General features: G+C 45.4%; 12 protein-coding genes. 8 read left to right on the forward strand and 4 right to left on the reverse strand.

The window, feature by feature from the left end:
- Positions 1-679 precede the first annotated feature (679 nt).
- The 5 genes from MHI54_RS12430 (at position 680) to MHI54_RS12450 (ending at position 7,484) form a co-directional block, all read left to right on the forward strand.
- Positions 680-1,627 carry an LCP family protein gene (locus MHI54_RS12430; protein WP_340081634.1) on the forward strand — a complete coding sequence of 316 codons (948 nt, stop codon included), beginning with the start codon at positions 680-682 and terminating at the stop codon, positions 1,625-1,627.
- Positions 1,628-1,717: 90 nt separating this feature from the next.
- Positions 1,718-2,647 carry an LCP family protein gene (locus MHI54_RS12435; protein WP_340081636.1) on the forward strand — a complete coding sequence of 310 codons (930 nt, stop codon included), beginning with the start codon at positions 1,718-1,720 and terminating at the stop codon, positions 2,645-2,647.
- A gap of 237 nt (positions 2,648-2,884) precedes the next feature.
- Positions 2,885-3,703: a phosphodiester glycosidase family protein gene (locus MHI54_RS12440; RefSeq protein WP_340081638.1), complete on the forward strand. Its 819-nt coding sequence runs from the start codon at positions 2,885-2,887 to the stop codon at positions 3,701-3,703.
- Positions 3,704-3,823: 120 nt separating this feature from the next.
- Positions 3,824-5,848: a CDP-glycerol glycerophosphotransferase family protein gene (locus tag MHI54_RS12445; protein WP_340081640.1), complete on the forward strand. Its 2,025-nt coding sequence runs from the start codon at positions 3,824-3,826 to the stop codon at positions 5,846-5,848.
- Positions 5,766-7,484: a DUF6270 domain-containing protein gene (locus tag MHI54_RS12450; RefSeq protein ID WP_340081642.1), complete on the forward strand. Its 1,719-nt coding sequence runs from the start codon at positions 5,766-5,768 to the stop codon at positions 7,482-7,484. Before MHI54_RS12445 ends, MHI54_RS12450 begins: the two co-directional genes overlap by 83 nt.
- Positions 7,485-7,526: 42 nt before the next feature.
- Here the strand turns inward: MHI54_RS12450 and MHI54_RS12455 are convergent, their stop codons facing one another.
- The gene (locus MHI54_RS12455; protein ID WP_340081644.1) at positions 7,527-9,179 is read right to left on the reverse strand and encodes a Na/Pi cotransporter family protein; all 1,653 of its coding nucleotides are present in this window, start codon (positions 9,177-9,179) and stop codon (positions 7,527-7,529) included.
- Between the two features lie 442 nt (positions 9,180-9,621).
- On the opposite strand from MHI54_RS12455, the gene MHI54_RS12460 reads away from it, so the two are divergent.
- The gene (locus MHI54_RS12460; protein WP_340082948.1) at positions 9,622-10,914 is read left to right on the forward strand and encodes an amino acid permease; all 1,293 of its coding nucleotides are present in this window, start codon (positions 9,622-9,624) and stop codon (positions 10,912-10,914) included.
- On the opposite strand, the gene MHI54_RS12465 is transcribed toward MHI54_RS12460, so the two are convergent.
- Entirely contained in the window at positions 10,891-11,511 is a 621-nt protein-coding gene (locus tag MHI54_RS12465) for a LysE family transporter (RefSeq protein WP_095214082.1), read from the reverse strand. The genes MHI54_RS12460 and MHI54_RS12465 overlap by 24 nt on opposite strands.
- A 349-nt stretch (positions 11,512-11,860) precedes the next feature.
- Between MHI54_RS12465 and MHI54_RS12470 the strand changes: the two genes are divergently transcribed.
- The gene (locus MHI54_RS12470) at positions 11,861-12,379 is read left to right on the forward strand and encodes a sigma-70 family RNA polymerase sigma factor (RefSeq protein WP_158221428.1); all 519 of its coding nucleotides are present in this window, start codon (positions 11,861-11,863) and stop codon (positions 12,377-12,379) included.
- A gap of 197 nt (positions 12,380-12,576) precedes the next feature.
- Positions 12,577-13,920, forward strand: a complete 1,344-nt coding sequence (locus MHI54_RS12475) for a UDP-glucose/GDP-mannose dehydrogenase family protein (protein ID WP_095214080.1) — start codon at positions 12,577-12,579, stop codon at positions 13,918-13,920.
- A gap of 170 nt (positions 13,921-14,090) precedes the next feature.
- Here the strand turns inward: MHI54_RS12475 and MHI54_RS12480 are convergent, their stop codons facing one another.
- Together MHI54_RS12480 and murF are read right to left on the reverse strand one after the other, a co-directional pair.
- On the reverse strand, positions 14,091-14,222 hold the full coding sequence (locus MHI54_RS12480) for a hypothetical protein (RefSeq protein ID WP_255374682.1): 132 nt from the start codon (positions 14,220-14,222) through the stop codon (positions 14,091-14,093).
- 5 nt (positions 14,223-14,227) lie between these two features.
- Positions 14,228-16,411, reverse strand: a complete 2,184-nt coding sequence (gene murF, locus MHI54_RS12485; RefSeq protein WP_095214079.1) for a UDP-N-acetylmuramoyl-tripeptide--D-alanyl-D-alanine ligase — start codon at positions 16,409-16,411, stop codon at positions 14,228-14,230.
- Between the last annotated feature and the right edge of the window lie 14 nt (positions 16,412-16,425).

Raw genomic sequence — 16,425 nt, forward strand, 5'->3', positions numbered from 1 at the left:
AAAGTTTTTGAATTGTTAAAACCCAACAAGAAGTAGCCAGGTTGTTTGGTAATCAAATGCTTTCCTCGATGATAAATAACAGTTTGAATACGGTAGAAGGATTAATTGCAAGGAAGAGCTTGATAGAATTGGTCGAAGAGGAATTAAGAAGATATTTACATAAAGATAGCGATACAGCAGCTTCTGTGTCGCTTTTTTTAAATAATAAGATATTGGTAAGCTTTTGGATCGTCTTTTTTAATAACAATAGTAAATGACACGGCTTATACTATTACAGGCAGATATCGAACGAAATTGTTTAACAAGACTTCTTTAGTTATCTAGCAAGCACGTCGATACTTTTAATCACCTTATGCTGTACTACGAGTCAGATTTTTGTAGTCATCAAAGAAGCGGCGATAGGGGCTTAGTTTACTTGGAATGTAGATGATTATAAGTATTTGCATTGTTTTAATCTTCGTCATATATTTTTCTTTTCTGATCTTCGGATGGCAGGTACATAATCTAATCAATGAAAAGTAATTAAAAGTGTATTCAGCATAAAGTTAAATTAAATGGAATAGCTAATGTAAGGATTATTTCTACTGGATATTCCTTGCAAAAATTATAAAAACTATATTCCGTATAGCCATTTCATGCTATTATCTTTAGTAGGTATTTTTTAGAAAGGCGGATCAATGTGACCTTACAACGTCAAAGGCGTAAGAAAAGGAAAGTGCGAAAATTCAGGTTATTTATGATGGTATTCCTGATCGCTTTCCTGGCTATCGGTAGCTATGCTGCGTATGAATATATTTCTGCTTCGCGGGCTGCGAATGCGGATAACAATTTGAGTGATGATGTGGTATTCAATGGCTCGGATGAAAATGTCGATAATGTAAATGTTCTCGTGCTTGGGAGTGATTCCCGCGGGGGAAGCAGTGCGCGGGCGGATACGATCATGATTGCCAATTATAGTTCGGATACGAAGCAGCCGAAGCTGATATCGATCATGCGTGACACGTATGTGGATATTCCGGGTTATGGCTTTAATAAAATCAATGCTGCTTATTCCATTGGCGGACCGGAGCTGATGCGAAAGACGATAACGGAAAATTTCGGGATCGATATCAATTACTATGCGGAGATCGATTTCAAGGGCTTTGAGAAGCTTGTCGATGCAGTGGCGCCTGATGGCATCGAAGTCACGGTGACGCCGGAGATGACGACGGATCAGAAGGCATTGGGTGTGCAGCTGACGGAAGGCACGCAGAAGCTCCACGGCAAGGAGCTGCTGGCCTACAGTCGATTCCGCCATGATGCGAATGGGGATTACGGCCGGGTGCAGCGTCAGCAGGAGGTCCTTGGCAAGCTGAAAGAAGAAGTGGCCAGTGTGACGACGGTTGCCAAGCTGCCGAAAATGATCGGGATTGCCAATGGCTATGTGAGTACGAATGTCCGTAATGGCTTGCTATTGTCAATGGGCACGGATGTGCTGCGTGGGAAGACCGAGGATATCGAAACGATGCGGATCCCGATGGATGACACGTACCATGATGCCCGCTATGGTGTAGGGGCCGTGCTGGAGTTCAATGTCGGCGGGTTGGAACAGAATGCCCAGGGAGCACAAACCTTCTTGAATCAGTAAGAAAGACCTCTTCTTTTACAAATATTTTGGAAAAAGAAGAGGTCTTTCGTGATATAATATAATTTCCAGTGGCAGCAGAATAAGGGGGAAATGGTTTTGGGTAGGAAAGAAAGGCGAAAGAAGAAAAGAACCTGGCTGAAAGTTACTTTGAGTATAATTGCGGTATTGATCATTGCTGTGGCAGCGACAGGAATCTATGCTGCCAATAAAGCGAAATCGACAGTGAATACCATGCAAAAAGACACAGTTGCGATTGATAAGAAACAATCGGAAACAAAAGTGAAGGATAAGGAAAAATTGAACATCCTGCTGCTTGGCGTCGATGAGCGGGAAGATGATGCCGGCCGTTCCGATGCGCTGATGGTGATGTCACTTGATCCAGCCAATGATTCGATGAAGCTGATCAGCATTCCGCGTGACACCCGTACAGAGATCGTCGGCCATGGCACGACGGATAAAATCAACCACGCCTATGCCTTCGGCGGAGTGGATATGACGATTGATACGGTCGAGAATTTCCTTGGTACCGATATGGATTACTTCGCGGAAATGAACATGGAAGGCCTATCTGACTTTGTCGATGCCGTTGGCGGCATCACAGTCAATAACCAGCTGGACTGGATCGATGAAGGCTATTACAAAAAAGGCTATCATTATGCGCAAGGCGAGATCCAGCTCGATGGACCGCAGGCGATGGGCTATGTCCGTATGCGCCACTTGGATCCGGATGGGGACTTCGGCCGTAATGCCCGTCAGCGTCAAGTCATCCAAGCCGTCATCGATAAGGGGGCAAGCATCAACTCGGTGAGCAAAATCGATGATATTTTAAGTGCCTTGGGTGATAATGTGCAGACCAATATGGATTTCTCCACCATGACGGATCTGTTCAAAAACTACCGCAATGTACGCCAGAACTCAGAGAATTATCAGATGCAAGGATCTGGTACGACGATCGATGGCATCTATTACTATGAAATAGCACAGGATGAAATCGATAAAGTGCATGATATGATTTCTTGAACACATAGGCATGGCCTTCCCTGAAAATAGGGAAGGCCATTTCTTTTGTCCTCCTTTCAGCTGGAGGATCGTTTTAAAATAATCACAAAGTCTTGTTCCCACCCATGCTTTCTGGCCTGTTTTTGGCTGCAGGTCCCTGTTGCCCAATAGCTGTATCTCACTATTTATCCCTTGAATTTTTCATGCTAACCTAGAAACTGCTTTTGTTTTTCTAGATAAAGGGAAGGAGCACGCAGCATGGAGCGGACATTGAAAATTGGTTTGATTGGTATTTCCCTATTGGCATCCCTCATCGTCCTTCCTATGAACCTTGCCCCGGCCACCTATGATAAAACAAAGGTGGTTTTTCATTCCTACGATTACCTTGATTCACGCTATTATGTGACAAAAATCTATTATCAGAACGAGCTTGGCAAAGTGTCCCCGATTAAGAAAGCATATGCGAATGATGGCTTCGGAAAAGGAGCGGAAGAGGTTGTATCCTTTGCGGGACGCCAAAAGCCGAGTGTAGCCATCAATGCCAGCATTTTCAACCCGGACACGGGCGAGCCCTACGGTATGCAGATGAAAGACGGGGAGTTCCAAAAGGAAAGCAGTGACTTAGGCAATACCTGGCTGCTTGGGAGTGATGCATCGGGGCGGCTGTATACGTTTCAGTCAAGGTTTGCCGGACGGGAGATAAAATCGAAGGATATCAGGAATACCTGGCAGGGTTTCTTTCCTTTGATCGTGGAGGGGGAGTGGAAGAACTACTACCGTTCCTATTCGATTGCAAATATAAGAACGGATAATCCGCGGCAGATCATCATGCAGGATTATTACAACAATACATATATCTATACATTCGACGGCAGGACCGAACAAAATAGCGGCATTACCTATTCAGACTTTTATCACATCATCAAAAATAAAATCAAATACATAAGATTGGCCTATGTGCTGGATGGCGGGGGAAGTACATCGCTCGTCCTAGATGGTGAGGCGAAAAACGACTTGATTGGAACTAGTAAGGAAAAATACGGGAGGAAAGTTGCTGATTTTATCTATTTTGACTGAAAAATATCCGTACTTTCGTCGTCTTTCGCCTGGAAAAGGTTATGCCTATAATTTTAACCGAGTGTAAATATAGTTTTGTTTTTGTTAATTATTTGTAAATGAATGAGGGAAGGAGACAGCATGTTGTCTGTTTACAGCGAATTATCGAATGGCGCTCTCGTTTTTAAGGATGGGTTCCTGGACTTCAATGGTTCCGTCCATTTGATTACGAGAAAGCGAAGTTCCAATAAGAAGTACTATGTGTATGATGCAGATGGCCAGGTCATTTCGGAAGGGAATGATGCGTCTCGTGGCATCATCATTAAAGATATTGTCTATCACAAAGGGAAACAAGTCATTTTTTATCTGGATAAGCGCAGCAGGTTATCGTTCATTGTGACAAGGAAACACAAAAGCCTCACAGAGGAGCAGATTATCGAAAAAGCTGAGCTGGCGCCTTCCCAGCGCGTCTGGAGTATCCCGCTTTTCCGTATGGTCCTATTCATCGGGGTCTTGCGGTTCAGGTATACGAATATCCAGGAATACGATGTCGTCCTTGGATATGACAAGAAATACAGATATCCAATTAAATACCTGTTTTCCAAAAAGATGCGGGAAAAGCATACATTCAACACCAAGAAATGGATGCTGCTGATCCATACATTCTTTTGCATCATCCCGGCCAAGGATCTGGAAAGGATTTATGTAGACACAAGTTCGATCAATTTGCCGGTGTTCTTGCGCATACATAATGAAACAGCGAATTATTATTATCCGTTCAAGAAGAATGGCTTTGACAAGTACAGCCGCAGACACTATCTATATAACACCTTCAATTACCGGTTAAGTAAGAGCTTATCCGTATTCATCAGAAAATCAGTAACAGGACAGCTGGTGTTCGTCTATTCTAACAAGCTGCGCAAGTCGATTGTAGGCAAGGAAATGATCGCGTATGCGATTGTGAAGTTATTTGCGAGGAAAAATAATCGCATCATCCTCTTTGAGAAGTTTTGTGAGGGGGCCAGCGAGTCGGCCTATGAAATCTTCAAGTTTGCCAGACAGCAGCATGATGAGAAGGTAAGGTTCATCATCGATGCCAAATCGGACTTATATCCTGCATTGATCAAACAATTTGGAGCCAGCTATATCATCAAAAAAAATACGCTGCGAAGCTTTTATAATATCTTCAAAGCGCATGCGCTGATTTCCTCAGACCTAGCTACGCATATTCAGCGGCGGCTTTATGATAACGACCGGCTGATCAAGAAAAAAATCCTGCAAACAAAAAATAAAATATTCCTGCAGCATGGTGTGGCTTTAGCCACAAATGTTTTTGAAAGAGGCTACTTCAATAAACGCGTGCCGATTGCGCCGGATTATATCGTAACCAGTTCCCGGAAAGAAAGTCTCAATTTTTTGAAATATGCAAATTATGCAGATGAAGACATCATTCCTACCGGACTGCCGAATCTGGATTTGTACGTCAAATCCAAGGGGTCCGTCGCAAAAGAAGAGATAACGTTCTTGCTGACCTGGAGACCATGGGATCTGACGGGCGGCAAAACAGAGGGATCCTATGTGGGGAGATATATACAATTCATTCGCATGATACAGGATGATCCTTATTACGAAGGGAAAAAAATCAATGTCGTGCTGCATCCGAAAGCGAAAGTGATCCTGAGAGATCAATTCCCGGAAGTATATGAGGAAATGAAGCCGACATTATATGATGGGGATATCAAGGATATCCTGCTTAAAACGAAAGTGCTCGTCTCTGATTATTCCTCCGTTACTTTTTATGCGTTTGCCGGAGGAAGCAATGTCATTTTCTATTGGGAGGATAAAGTGAAGGCGGAGAAGGAATATGGTGCCCGGAACATCCTGCAGAAGGAAAATGCATTTGGCGATATCATTTACGAGTTCAATCAATTGAACGCTGCGATCAAAACCAATTATGAACGGGAGCAGAAGGCTGCCTTCCAATCGAAGTACAGCATGATGGTGGAGAAGACAGACGGAAACAATACCGAGGAAACATACAGGTATATACGTAATATCCTTGATTCGGAAAGGGGACAGGCTGATGCTGCATATCGAGATAAAGGGTTCCTGCGTCACGAGGGAGTCGTTCAATTATCAGGACGGGAAAAGATACAGAGTAAATAAATATATCTTTCAAAAGCCTTTGAAGGTGCTCTCTTCTCCTCCCGCTGCCCTTGCAGACGAGGCTGCCATCATCAAAGAGATAAAGCTGCAGCTGACCAATAAGGAGAGTGTCAGTGATTTTGTGCTCAAGCAAGTGGGGGATAGCTTCACGAAACAGTTTATCAAGGGAGGAGCGGATTATTTCATTTTCGATTTGATCGACGAGCGGATGCCGACACTTAGGATCGGTGATTCCTATGTCGAACGCCGTCCGGAAATACAGGAGGTTTTGGAGAGCCATGGGGTGGATTTCCTGAATGAACCGGGTAACGCAGAAGATTTGTATGGATATATCGACACCTTCCTGCAGGATTTGCAGGAGTATTATCCATTGGACCGCGTCATCCTTCATAAAGCCTTTGCACAGTTCAAGGTTTCCGATGGCGAGCAGTTCGTGCCGCTCGCTTATACCTTCCCGGATGAAGGACATCGGAAATACAGCGCCAGGAGAGCGGTTGAGACCAATTTATTCCTGAGCTCCCTCTATGGATATATCGAAGCGAAGTACCCGCAGATACATATCATCGAACTGAAGCACATGGATTACCATACCACTCATGATCATGTGTACGGCCGAGGATATTATCATTACAACGATGATTATTATCGGGATTTTCTCCATGCCCTGGATGCCATCGTGAATGGGGAGCCCATGGATGAAGAAAGGCAAAACAGCCTTGCGAATGACAATAAGCATCTTTTTAAACTGCAGCAGAGCATCCTGGATATGACATCAGGATTTGAAACGGATGAAAGATTGATGCTTACGGAGATGCCGGATCATAAGCCAAAGGATATTTTGTTCTGCAATGCTTCCGGCATGAAAATGTACAAGCTGTATTATCCCAATGCCGCTAAAAGAGGATATATGTTTTATATCCGGAATAAGATAATGGCAAAAGTGATCATCAAGGAAGGACGCAATTATATCTACACGCCGGATGAAACGGGGAAATTCTCAGCAGCAGCAGCTTGGAATGGAACGGGTTATCGATTGCTGGAAGAAGCCAAACGCTTTATCGAAAAGAACAATGAGGTATCGATCATCATCAACAAGCTGCAACGTGTCAAACTCTTGTTCAGAAAAGAGGATTTCTCTGTCTTGCTGTACAACTACAACACGTTGGTCGCAAGGTATGAGTTCCAGCACAGCTTCCTTCATACAGCCAGGGTATTCAAACCAAATGGGCAGCTCCTCGAAGTGCTGCATGCCAAAGGATACAAGCGGGCCGGAAGGATGGCATCCTCCTATACATATAATGAAGAAGGGGATTTGGAGCAGAAAACAGATTTTTATTTAGATGGAAGTATGTATACAAAGCTGGAATACAACCCGGATGGGACATATTTCAGGAAAATATTCTATAAAAACGGCCGGCCGCATCGAGCTGTGGAGTTCCGTGATAATAAACAAATAAAGCGATTCGTCTATTATCCCGATGGCTCATCCTTGCAGCAGGAGGTCGATTTCTTCGAGGATGGTACCAGAAAGAAAATCACGATCTTCGATGAAGGCGGAAATATCAAGAGAGTATTGAGCCGTGATACTCCAGATGAAAATCTGACGGAGCTGCGTGCTTCACCGCAAATGGCCTGAATGAAACAAGAGCTCCTGCCCAGCTGGGCAGGAGCTCTTATTTTAGTTGTTTACGGTATGCATATGCTTCGATTCCCCGAGCACGGCTTCTGCGATGTTCACGGCGTGGTCCCCGATACGTTCCAGGTTGCTGATGATGTCTACAAAGACAATGCCGGACTGGCCGCTGCAGGAGCCCTCCGTCAAGCGCTGGATATGCTGCTTGCGGAGCTTGCGCTCAAGTGTGTCGATTTTATTTTCTTGTTCCACCACGACTTTTGCCTGCTCTTTATCATTGTTCCGTAAGGTGAGCATGGCATCCCTCACGGTATCCGTTGTAAGCAGGAACATGTTTGTCAGATCCTCCATTGCGGAAGTGGAGATTTTGACTTTGTTCGTCTGCTGATATTCGACGAGTTCGACGATATTCTCGAAGTGGTCGCCGATTCGCTCGATATCGCTGACCGCATCAATCAAGGCGCTGTGTTCTTCTGATTCCTGTGGCGAAAGGGATTCAGAAGAAATCTGGACGAGATAGTCCGTGATTTTGCGGTCGAAGTTATTGATGGCTTCCTCGATCTGATAAGCAGTATCAGCATGTTTCACTTGCTTGGTCTGCAAGTACTGGCTTGTTTCTTCCAATCCTTGTACAGCTATATCTCCCATGCGGACAACTTCCTGCTTGGCATTGCCCAAAGCAACGGAAGGTGACTGCTGAATGACAGCCGGATCCAAGGTTTTGGCATGGAAGTCAGCCATTTTTTCTTCACCCGGGATCAATTTAGTGACGATCCAGGCAAGTAACGCGACGAACGGAAGCTGAATCAATGTGTTCGTAATATTGAATGTTCCATGCGCGAATGCAATGGTCATGCTTGGATTCAAATCCCATGCTGTCTGCATCCAGCTGACCAGTGCGGTATATGGAATCAACAGGATCAAAAAGATCACTGTCCCGATGAGGTTGAATAATACATGGGTTGCCGCTGCTCGTCTCGCTGCAATCGAAGCACCGATGGAAGCAAGCACGGCAGTGATCGTCGTTCCGATATTATCCCCGAATAGGATTGGCAAAGCTGCCTGCAGATCGACAAGGCCCTCGGTATAAAGGCCTTGCAGAATGCCGATTGTTGCACTGGAGCTTTGTACGACGACCGTGAATAGCGTCCCGGCTACGACAGCCAGGATAGGATTGTCGCTTAGCTGAACCGTAAGATCATGGAAGGATTCCAGGCTGCGGAGCGGTTTCATCGCACCGCTCATCAGTTCAAGGCCGTAGAACAGTGCACCGAAGCCGAAGAAGATTTGGCCGACGTTGTTGATTTTTTTGTTTTTAAAGAAGAATAGCATCATGGCGCCGACAGCGAGGATCGGCAGTGCATAGGCACCGACATCCAATCCGATGATGAAAGCAGTGACTGTCGTTCCAATATTGGCCCCCATGATGACGCCGATTGCCTGGCGCAATGTCATGAATCCGGCACTTACCAAGCTGACGGTGATGACCGTCGTACCAGAGCTGCTCTGAATCAGGATGGTGACGAGCATCCCGGCAAGGACACCCATCAATGGGTTGGTCGTGAATTTATCCAGAATGTCACGCAATTTATCTCCGGCCGACTTCTGGAGACCGTCCCCCATCGATTTGATACCAAAAAGGAAAATACCCAATCCCCCGATAAAGGAGAAAATCAGTTCCTGTATATTTATATCCAAGTTTTCACCCCTAAGGTTATAATCTGTCGCAAACAGGACTATTATGTCTAATTGTTAAGTCGGTGTAAAGGTTAAAATGAAAGGATTTACAAAACCTTTACAAAGGGAAGGGTATTATTTTAAAAGGTTCCATATAAAGGGAAAAAGCTATTCCTTAAGGGAACAGCTTTTAAAATCCAAGCATTTCTTTATAGCCGGTAAATACGATATAAATCGTACCGATCATCATCACTGCAAGCAGCACGAGCATGGTGTAGAAGAAAGTCTTTTTTCCTTTGGATGGCATGGTGACGCTCCTTTTGCATAAGTCAATGGTATCATCATACCATGCCTGTCTTACATAATTCCAACGTTACTCCTCATACTAACAGGACGAGGAGGGAACGGATTGAAAAAGCATCCAGGTAATAAAGGGCAAGGCAAGACATCGAATACCGGGAATATGAAGTGGTGGCAGCTTTCGCTCATCGGCATCGGCTGCACGATCGGGACGGGATATTTCCTCGGTTCCGTGATCGGAATCCATCTGACTGGGGCTTCCATTGTCATTTCCTTTGTTGCTGCCGCCATTGGTACGCTGATTGTCTTCCTATCATTGGCGAAGATGACAGCGAGTGATCCGCAGGAAGGATCATTCTGTTATTATGCAGGCAAGGCATTCGGCGGCTGGGCCGCATTCAGCTGCGGCTGGAGCTATTGGTGTTCCAATATTTTGATCATGGGAAGCCAGCTGACTGCGATTTCGCTTTTGAGCCAGTTCTGGTTCGAAAAGGTGCCCTTATGGGTGTTTTCGGCAATCTATGCCGCATTGGCCATCATCGTCGTCCTGACCGGGGCGAAGGGATTCAATAAGATGGAGAATGTATTCGCGATCGTCAAAACGGCTGCAATCACCATGTTCATAGTGTTGGCTGCCCTTGTCTTATTTGATGTCATTTCGACTGAATCGACATATAAGCCCTTCCAGGAATCTTTCCTTCACGATGGATTCAAGGGATTATGGGCTTCGCTTATCTATGCGTTTTATGCTTTTGGCGGTATCGAGGTCATCGGGATGATGGCGATGCAGCTGAAGAAGAAGGAAGAGGCTGCCAAGGCGGGGACAATCATGCTGATCGGACTTGCCATTCTTTATGTCCTTTCCTTGCTGCTGGCCATCAGCCTGGTGAAGACACATGATTTCAAAATGAATGAAAGCCCATTCGTGACAGCGCTCAAGCAGACTCCGCTTGATTTCTTTCCGCATGTGTTCAATGCAGCCGTCATCATCGCCGGCTTCTCTACATTGTGTGCGGCGCTGTTTGCCGTGACCAATCTGCTCGTCATGCTGGCCAAAGACAAGGATGCGCCGCAGCTTTTTGCCAAAAAGCTGAAATTCAAGGACCTGCCTTTGGCGAGTCTGCTGCTCGCAGCTGTGGGGCTCCTTGCCAGTATCATCACGGCGCTATTATTGCCTGGGAAAATATATGAGTACATCACGACGGCGGCAGGTCTTTTGCTTTTGTACAATTGGCTGTTCATTTTGGCTTCTGCCTGGAAAAATGAAAAATTCAAGCTGGGCAGCAAGGTGGCTGCAATCATCGGGGCCATCCTGCTGCTTGCAGGCATCAGCGGGACGGCAGTCGAAGCGGAAGTGCGTCCCGGCCTTTATGTAAGCGGCGGCTTTGCCGTCCTGATCCTGCTTATCGGCATTTGGGTGAAGCTCAAGAAATCAGAAAACACGCAGCACGCCTAAATAGCCGAAATAAATACCAAAGCCGAGCAGGGAGAGCCCGGAAACGAAAGTGATCAGCCGCAGGAGCCGATCACTCAGGAAACGGCGCAGGCTGCTTGATAAAAGGGCGATGACATTATCCCATAAAAAGACACCGATAAAGATGCTCGTCGTGTAAAGCAGCAGGTGGTCAGCCTCGCCTTGCTCGACGATTTTGGCAAGGACGGACCCATAGACACCCACCCAGAACATGATGCTGATCGGATTGACGAGCGCAAGGAAGAATCCGTAGCGAAGACCCTGCAGCGGGGCAACCGTCGTCATGCCGGCGCGTGTCAATGTCCGCGTCTTCAGAACGCTTTCCATGCCAAGATAAAGGAAGACGAAGCTCCCGAAAAAATATAAAAAAGACTGGACGATCGGGATCATGATGACATGATAAAACCCAAGATATACGAGCAGCATATAGAGGATATCCGCCAGCATGGCCCCGAAGCCGACGGATAAGCTTTGCAGGAATCCGCCGCGGATTCCTTTTTCCATTTGGGCAGCATTCACTGGTCCGACTGGAGCGGATAAGCTGACTCCCAACAAAATATAGTGCAGGATATTTCCCATGCTTGGCCTCCTTTTGACTCACTTGTACAGCCTATTCAGAGGAGGGGGAGGGTAGTCCGATTTTTTATTTTACAAAATATTAATGCATCCTTGAAAACACGCGTTTCTTAATGGAAAATGCGTGTTTTCTTTGTGCTTCAGGTTTTTGCGACAAATCCTGCAGTTAAGCTTCTGTAAAAATGGGGGCTATCCGCTTCAAGATGTCGAAAGTGGTAAATCCCCCCTTTTCTTGCAAAAACTACGATTATAAGACAGAATGGCGATGGATGAACGAAAAGTCCTAAAAAATGTTAAGGAGGGTCGGTGTTCGTAAGCTGTTCTGCCTAAAAATCAAGAGGAGTGGATGATAATGAAGGATATTCGCAATACCGATTTTCAGTTGATTCTCGATCAGTACAAGAACATGATTCATTACCATATCCATCGGATGAAGATACGGGATCCGCATGACGAGTTCCTCCAGGAAGGCATCATGGCACTGTTCCTTGCCTGTAATGGGTATGACGAAACGAAAGGGGATTTTAATGCCTATGTCAGCAGAATGATCCGCTTCCGCCTGATCGACTACCTCAGAAAAATCATCCGCGAACAAGAAAAAGTCGACCTCCTCATCAATGAAACCCACACCCTTGCCGTTATCCAGGAAGAAGAAGATTTGATGGAGAAACAGGAATTCTGGGACAAAATCAAGCAGCTCCTGACGGATAAGCAATATAAATGGGTGTACTGGAAAATCAAGCATGACTTGACGATCAAGGAAATTGCCCATATCGAGGACACAACCGAAGATGCCGTCAAAAATTGGGGAAGGGAAGCGAAAAGGAAGCTGAAGGAACAGCCGTTCATTATGGAATGCCGAGGTAAATAAGGAATGACTAAGGGTGCATCTTCATGCACCCTTTACATATACATGAAAAATGTAAAATTAATGAAAAAGTTATGTAAATAATATCCGCAAATTGGATAATTTATAGTAAACTATTATCATTATCGCAGCAGTATTCAGTTTGATTTATAGCTTGACAGAAGTGTTTATACACCTCGAAATAAGAAGGGATCGTAAAAATGAAGAAAATTGCAATTGTTGGCACAGGATATGTAGGCTTAGTGACTGGAGTGGCACTATCGGATATCGGACATGATGTAACATGCGTGGATATCGATGAAGCGAAAGTCGCCAAAATGAACCAAGGCTTATCTCCAATTTATGAGCCGGGTCTGGCAGAATTGATGACCAAAAATATCGAAAAGGGCAATCTTCATTTCACGACTGACCACAGCGTCGCTTTTAAGGATGCGGATGCCATCTATATAGCAGTAGGTACACCGGAAAGGGCGGACGGTTCTGCCAATCTTGACTTCGTGCAGCAGGTGGCAAAAGACATCGCTGCCAATGTGTCGGATAAAGGAGCCGTTGTCGTTACGAAAAGTACGGTGCCGGTCGGTACGAATAAGCTTGTGAAGCATTGGATTACCGAAGCGCTTGATCGCGATGTGCAAATCGAGGTTGTATCCAATCCGGAATTCCTTCGGGAGGGCTCGGCTGTCTACGATACATACTATGGCGACCGGATCGTGATCGGAGCGGAAAGCCCGGCTGCAGCGGATTTGATCGAAGAAATCAATAAGCCGTTTGGCGTTCCTGTATTCCGTACGGATATCGAGAGTGCCGAAATGATCAAATATGCATCCAATGCCTTCCTGGCAGCGAAAATCAGCTTCATCAATGAAATCGGTACGATTTGCGGCAAGCTAGGGGCCAATATCGAGGATGTTGCCAAGGGAATGGGCATGGACAAACGGATCGGCGACAAATTCCTGAATGCCGGCATCGGCTATGGCGGTTCCTGCTTCCCGAAAGATACGAAGGCTCTTGTTCAGATCGCCGGTGACGTGAATCATAAATTCGATTTGCTGGAATCCGTCATCAATGTAAATAACCAGCAGCAGCAAATTCCGGTTGATATCGCCCAAATGGTCGTACGCGGCGGACTGGAAGGCAAGAAAGTCGCCATGCTCGGCCTGGCGTTCAAGCCAAACACCGATGATATGCGCGAATCAGCCAGCATCGTCTTGGCACGGAAATTGACGGAGCTTGGTGCGAACATCTCCGCATTCGACCCGATCGCGATGGAAAATGCGAAGCGTCTGCTTCCGGAGACTGTGCATTATGCAGCCAGCACGGAGGAAGCATTAAAGGATGCCGATGTCGCGATCATCGTGACAGAGTGGGATGAATTCAAAGACTTGCCATTGACTGTCTTTGAAAAGCAAATGAAGCAGCCGATCGTCATCGATGGCCGCAACTGCTATCCGTTAAGCTATGTGGAAACAGCGAATATCGATTATCACAGCATTGGACGACCTTCTGTCATCCGTGCGAAGAAATCAAATCAGCCAGCAAATTAATCACATAAGATAAACGAAAGGAGGCTGCTGTCCATTGTGGGACGGCTGCCTCTTTTTCATTTTGGCGGATCCATTCAAGGGTGCAGGAAGTATCTGCCGACGATCATGAATAGATTAAACATAATGAAAAGACATAAAGCGCTGATCATGATCATGTCAAATATACGTCTCTAGTGTGTACTCGGTTTATGGTCGGCGCTCTCCTCATCCTTGTTATATGTGAGCAATTCTTCTTCTATCTCTTCATTCAGTTTTTTTAAAGCTTCCGCTTCTTCGTTTTTATTACGCTCCTGTTCCGGCATTGCGTTCACCCTTTTAAGCCAGTCTTGATCAATGATTTCTTTTCGGCCTGCTCATATAGTTCCAGAATATTCTCCACTATCTGCTGGGAAGATACTGCCCCGATGATACAGAACATGAATCCGTTCAGGAAGGCGAGGCAGCTCTTTCTTTCTGAACCAAAGATGATGCCTCTCACATCAGCTGAAGCGGGGTTCATTATTGTTGGCAATTGCTGCTCCATGCCTTTCTTTCGCATCGAGGAACCGACTAAAAATAGGTCGTTTACATCATAGGATTGCTGCTCTTTGACACGATACCGGCCTGTGATATTCAAAGATGCTGCATCTGATAGGCGGAAAGACTGAGCCAATTTCAAAATTTGTTCCATGGCAGCCTTTCGACTATTGAAATATCTGTAAGCCAGTTCAAAAATCACACTTGGATGCTGCGTCATATATAGTTCCTCCAACAGCTCTTCGTAAAGGAAAGGCTCTCCTTTCCGGAATGGCTTGCCATGGATGCTGCTGCCATTGTTGGTAGGCCAGTCACTCAGGGTTAGTTCCCCTTTTTTCAATCCTTTCTCCAGGAGTGAATACAAGAGGAGCAAGGGACCCAAACCGTCAATTGTCTGGCTCTGTGTGTTTCCTTTTTCGTAAACATTTTTATCATCCTCATCGTAAAGCCTCGCAGCGAATGAACAATCGAGCAATTCTGCCAATTCGGATGGCTCATGACTGATGGCTTGTCTGCTGGATTGTTTTAGTTGTTCCGGAAGATAATGACTCGTTAAGCGAAAGTCACTTCCCGATACAGAACCTTTAAGCAAAATGAGGGAGTCATCAGAACAATATAACGGGATTCTTCTTGCTAGATCGTGTGCGTTATTAAACCAGCCGCCTACCTTGGAAGAAGGAATTTGCTTGATCACCTGTCTCATATATTTGCCATGCCCAAACACATAGTCAAATCCTGCATCCAAAATTTTTGGGAGGAGCTTATCGTGCAGCTGCTGACTGTTTTCACCCAAGTCTGCAACCTGCCCCAAGACCAATATCTTATTGCCCTTGTAAAACTTTTGTCTGGTACGAAAAGTGTCCAAGGCGTTCTCCATTGCTGGTATGGAAGCATTATGGGAATCATCGAGAATATCGACGGATCTTTGATCGGCGGTAGTGAGTGTTTTTAATTCCATGATTCGGTCCAGTGATTTGAAATGCAATAATTTCGGAATGAAGTGCTGCAGATCATAACCATTTTCACCCAAGTATAATAATACGGCCAGGGTGTTCTCGATGGTGCCTTTTCCGGCCAATTTCATCTGGAATTCGTACTCATCCCCCCGATAGCAGACAGTGGCGGATGTGACATATTTATCACTGGCGATATGCTTGAGATAAAGGTCTGCTTCGCTGCTTGTCATGCTGTATGTCCTGATTCGATCCGTTCTCTGCTTCGCTTTATCATAAAGAATATCAAATTCCTTGGCAGCGATATCCTGGTTGATGATTGCCAAGCCATCTTTTTTCAAGCCTTCAAAGATCCTCGCTTTGAACCGTGCTATGTTCGCTGTCGAGTGAAGGGTGGATAAATGCGCCTCCCCTATGGCAGTTACGATACAAGCGTCAGGCTCGATGTTCAAGGCTTGATTCCCTCTATTATTCAAAGCATTCAAGCTTATTTCCAATATCGCAAAATCGGGATTCGTGCATAATTTCGCACCATATAACGGAACGCCGGCTTGGGTATTATGATTGCCCCTGGTGGCTACAAGGGTATGTTCCTCTTTCAGCAAATGCTCGAATAAAAGCCGGGTGGTGCTTTTGCCGACGGATCCAGTAATCCCGATTACGGGATTCGTCATTTTCTTTCGGGAAGCTTTGGCTAACTGGGAAATAGCCCGGTAGCTGTCCTTGACGATCAATTGAGGGATCGAGTCCTTCAATGCTGGAATGGCTTTTTCCGTGATGATTAAACTGCATTTCTCAGAATGGCCCAATATTCTTTTGTTTCCATCCACCCATTGTGTTTGTTTGTTTTTGTGGGCAGCTTCCCATCTTTTTTTGGAAATGGAGATAAAGCAGTTCCCTTTTACGGGCTGAAAATGTCTTGGTTCGATTTCAAAGTTAGTAATCAAGCAATCCTTGCTGCTGTCATCATTCCAATAATATCCATCCAATATTTCCTGTATCTCACGTAAACTGTATCCCATCTCCAAAATCCTTT

Origin of the sequence: Terribacillus sp. FSL K6-0262 (genome assembly GCF_037977385.1) — a bacterium.
GTDB lineage: Bacteria > Bacillota > Bacilli > Bacillales > Amphibacillaceae > Terribacillus.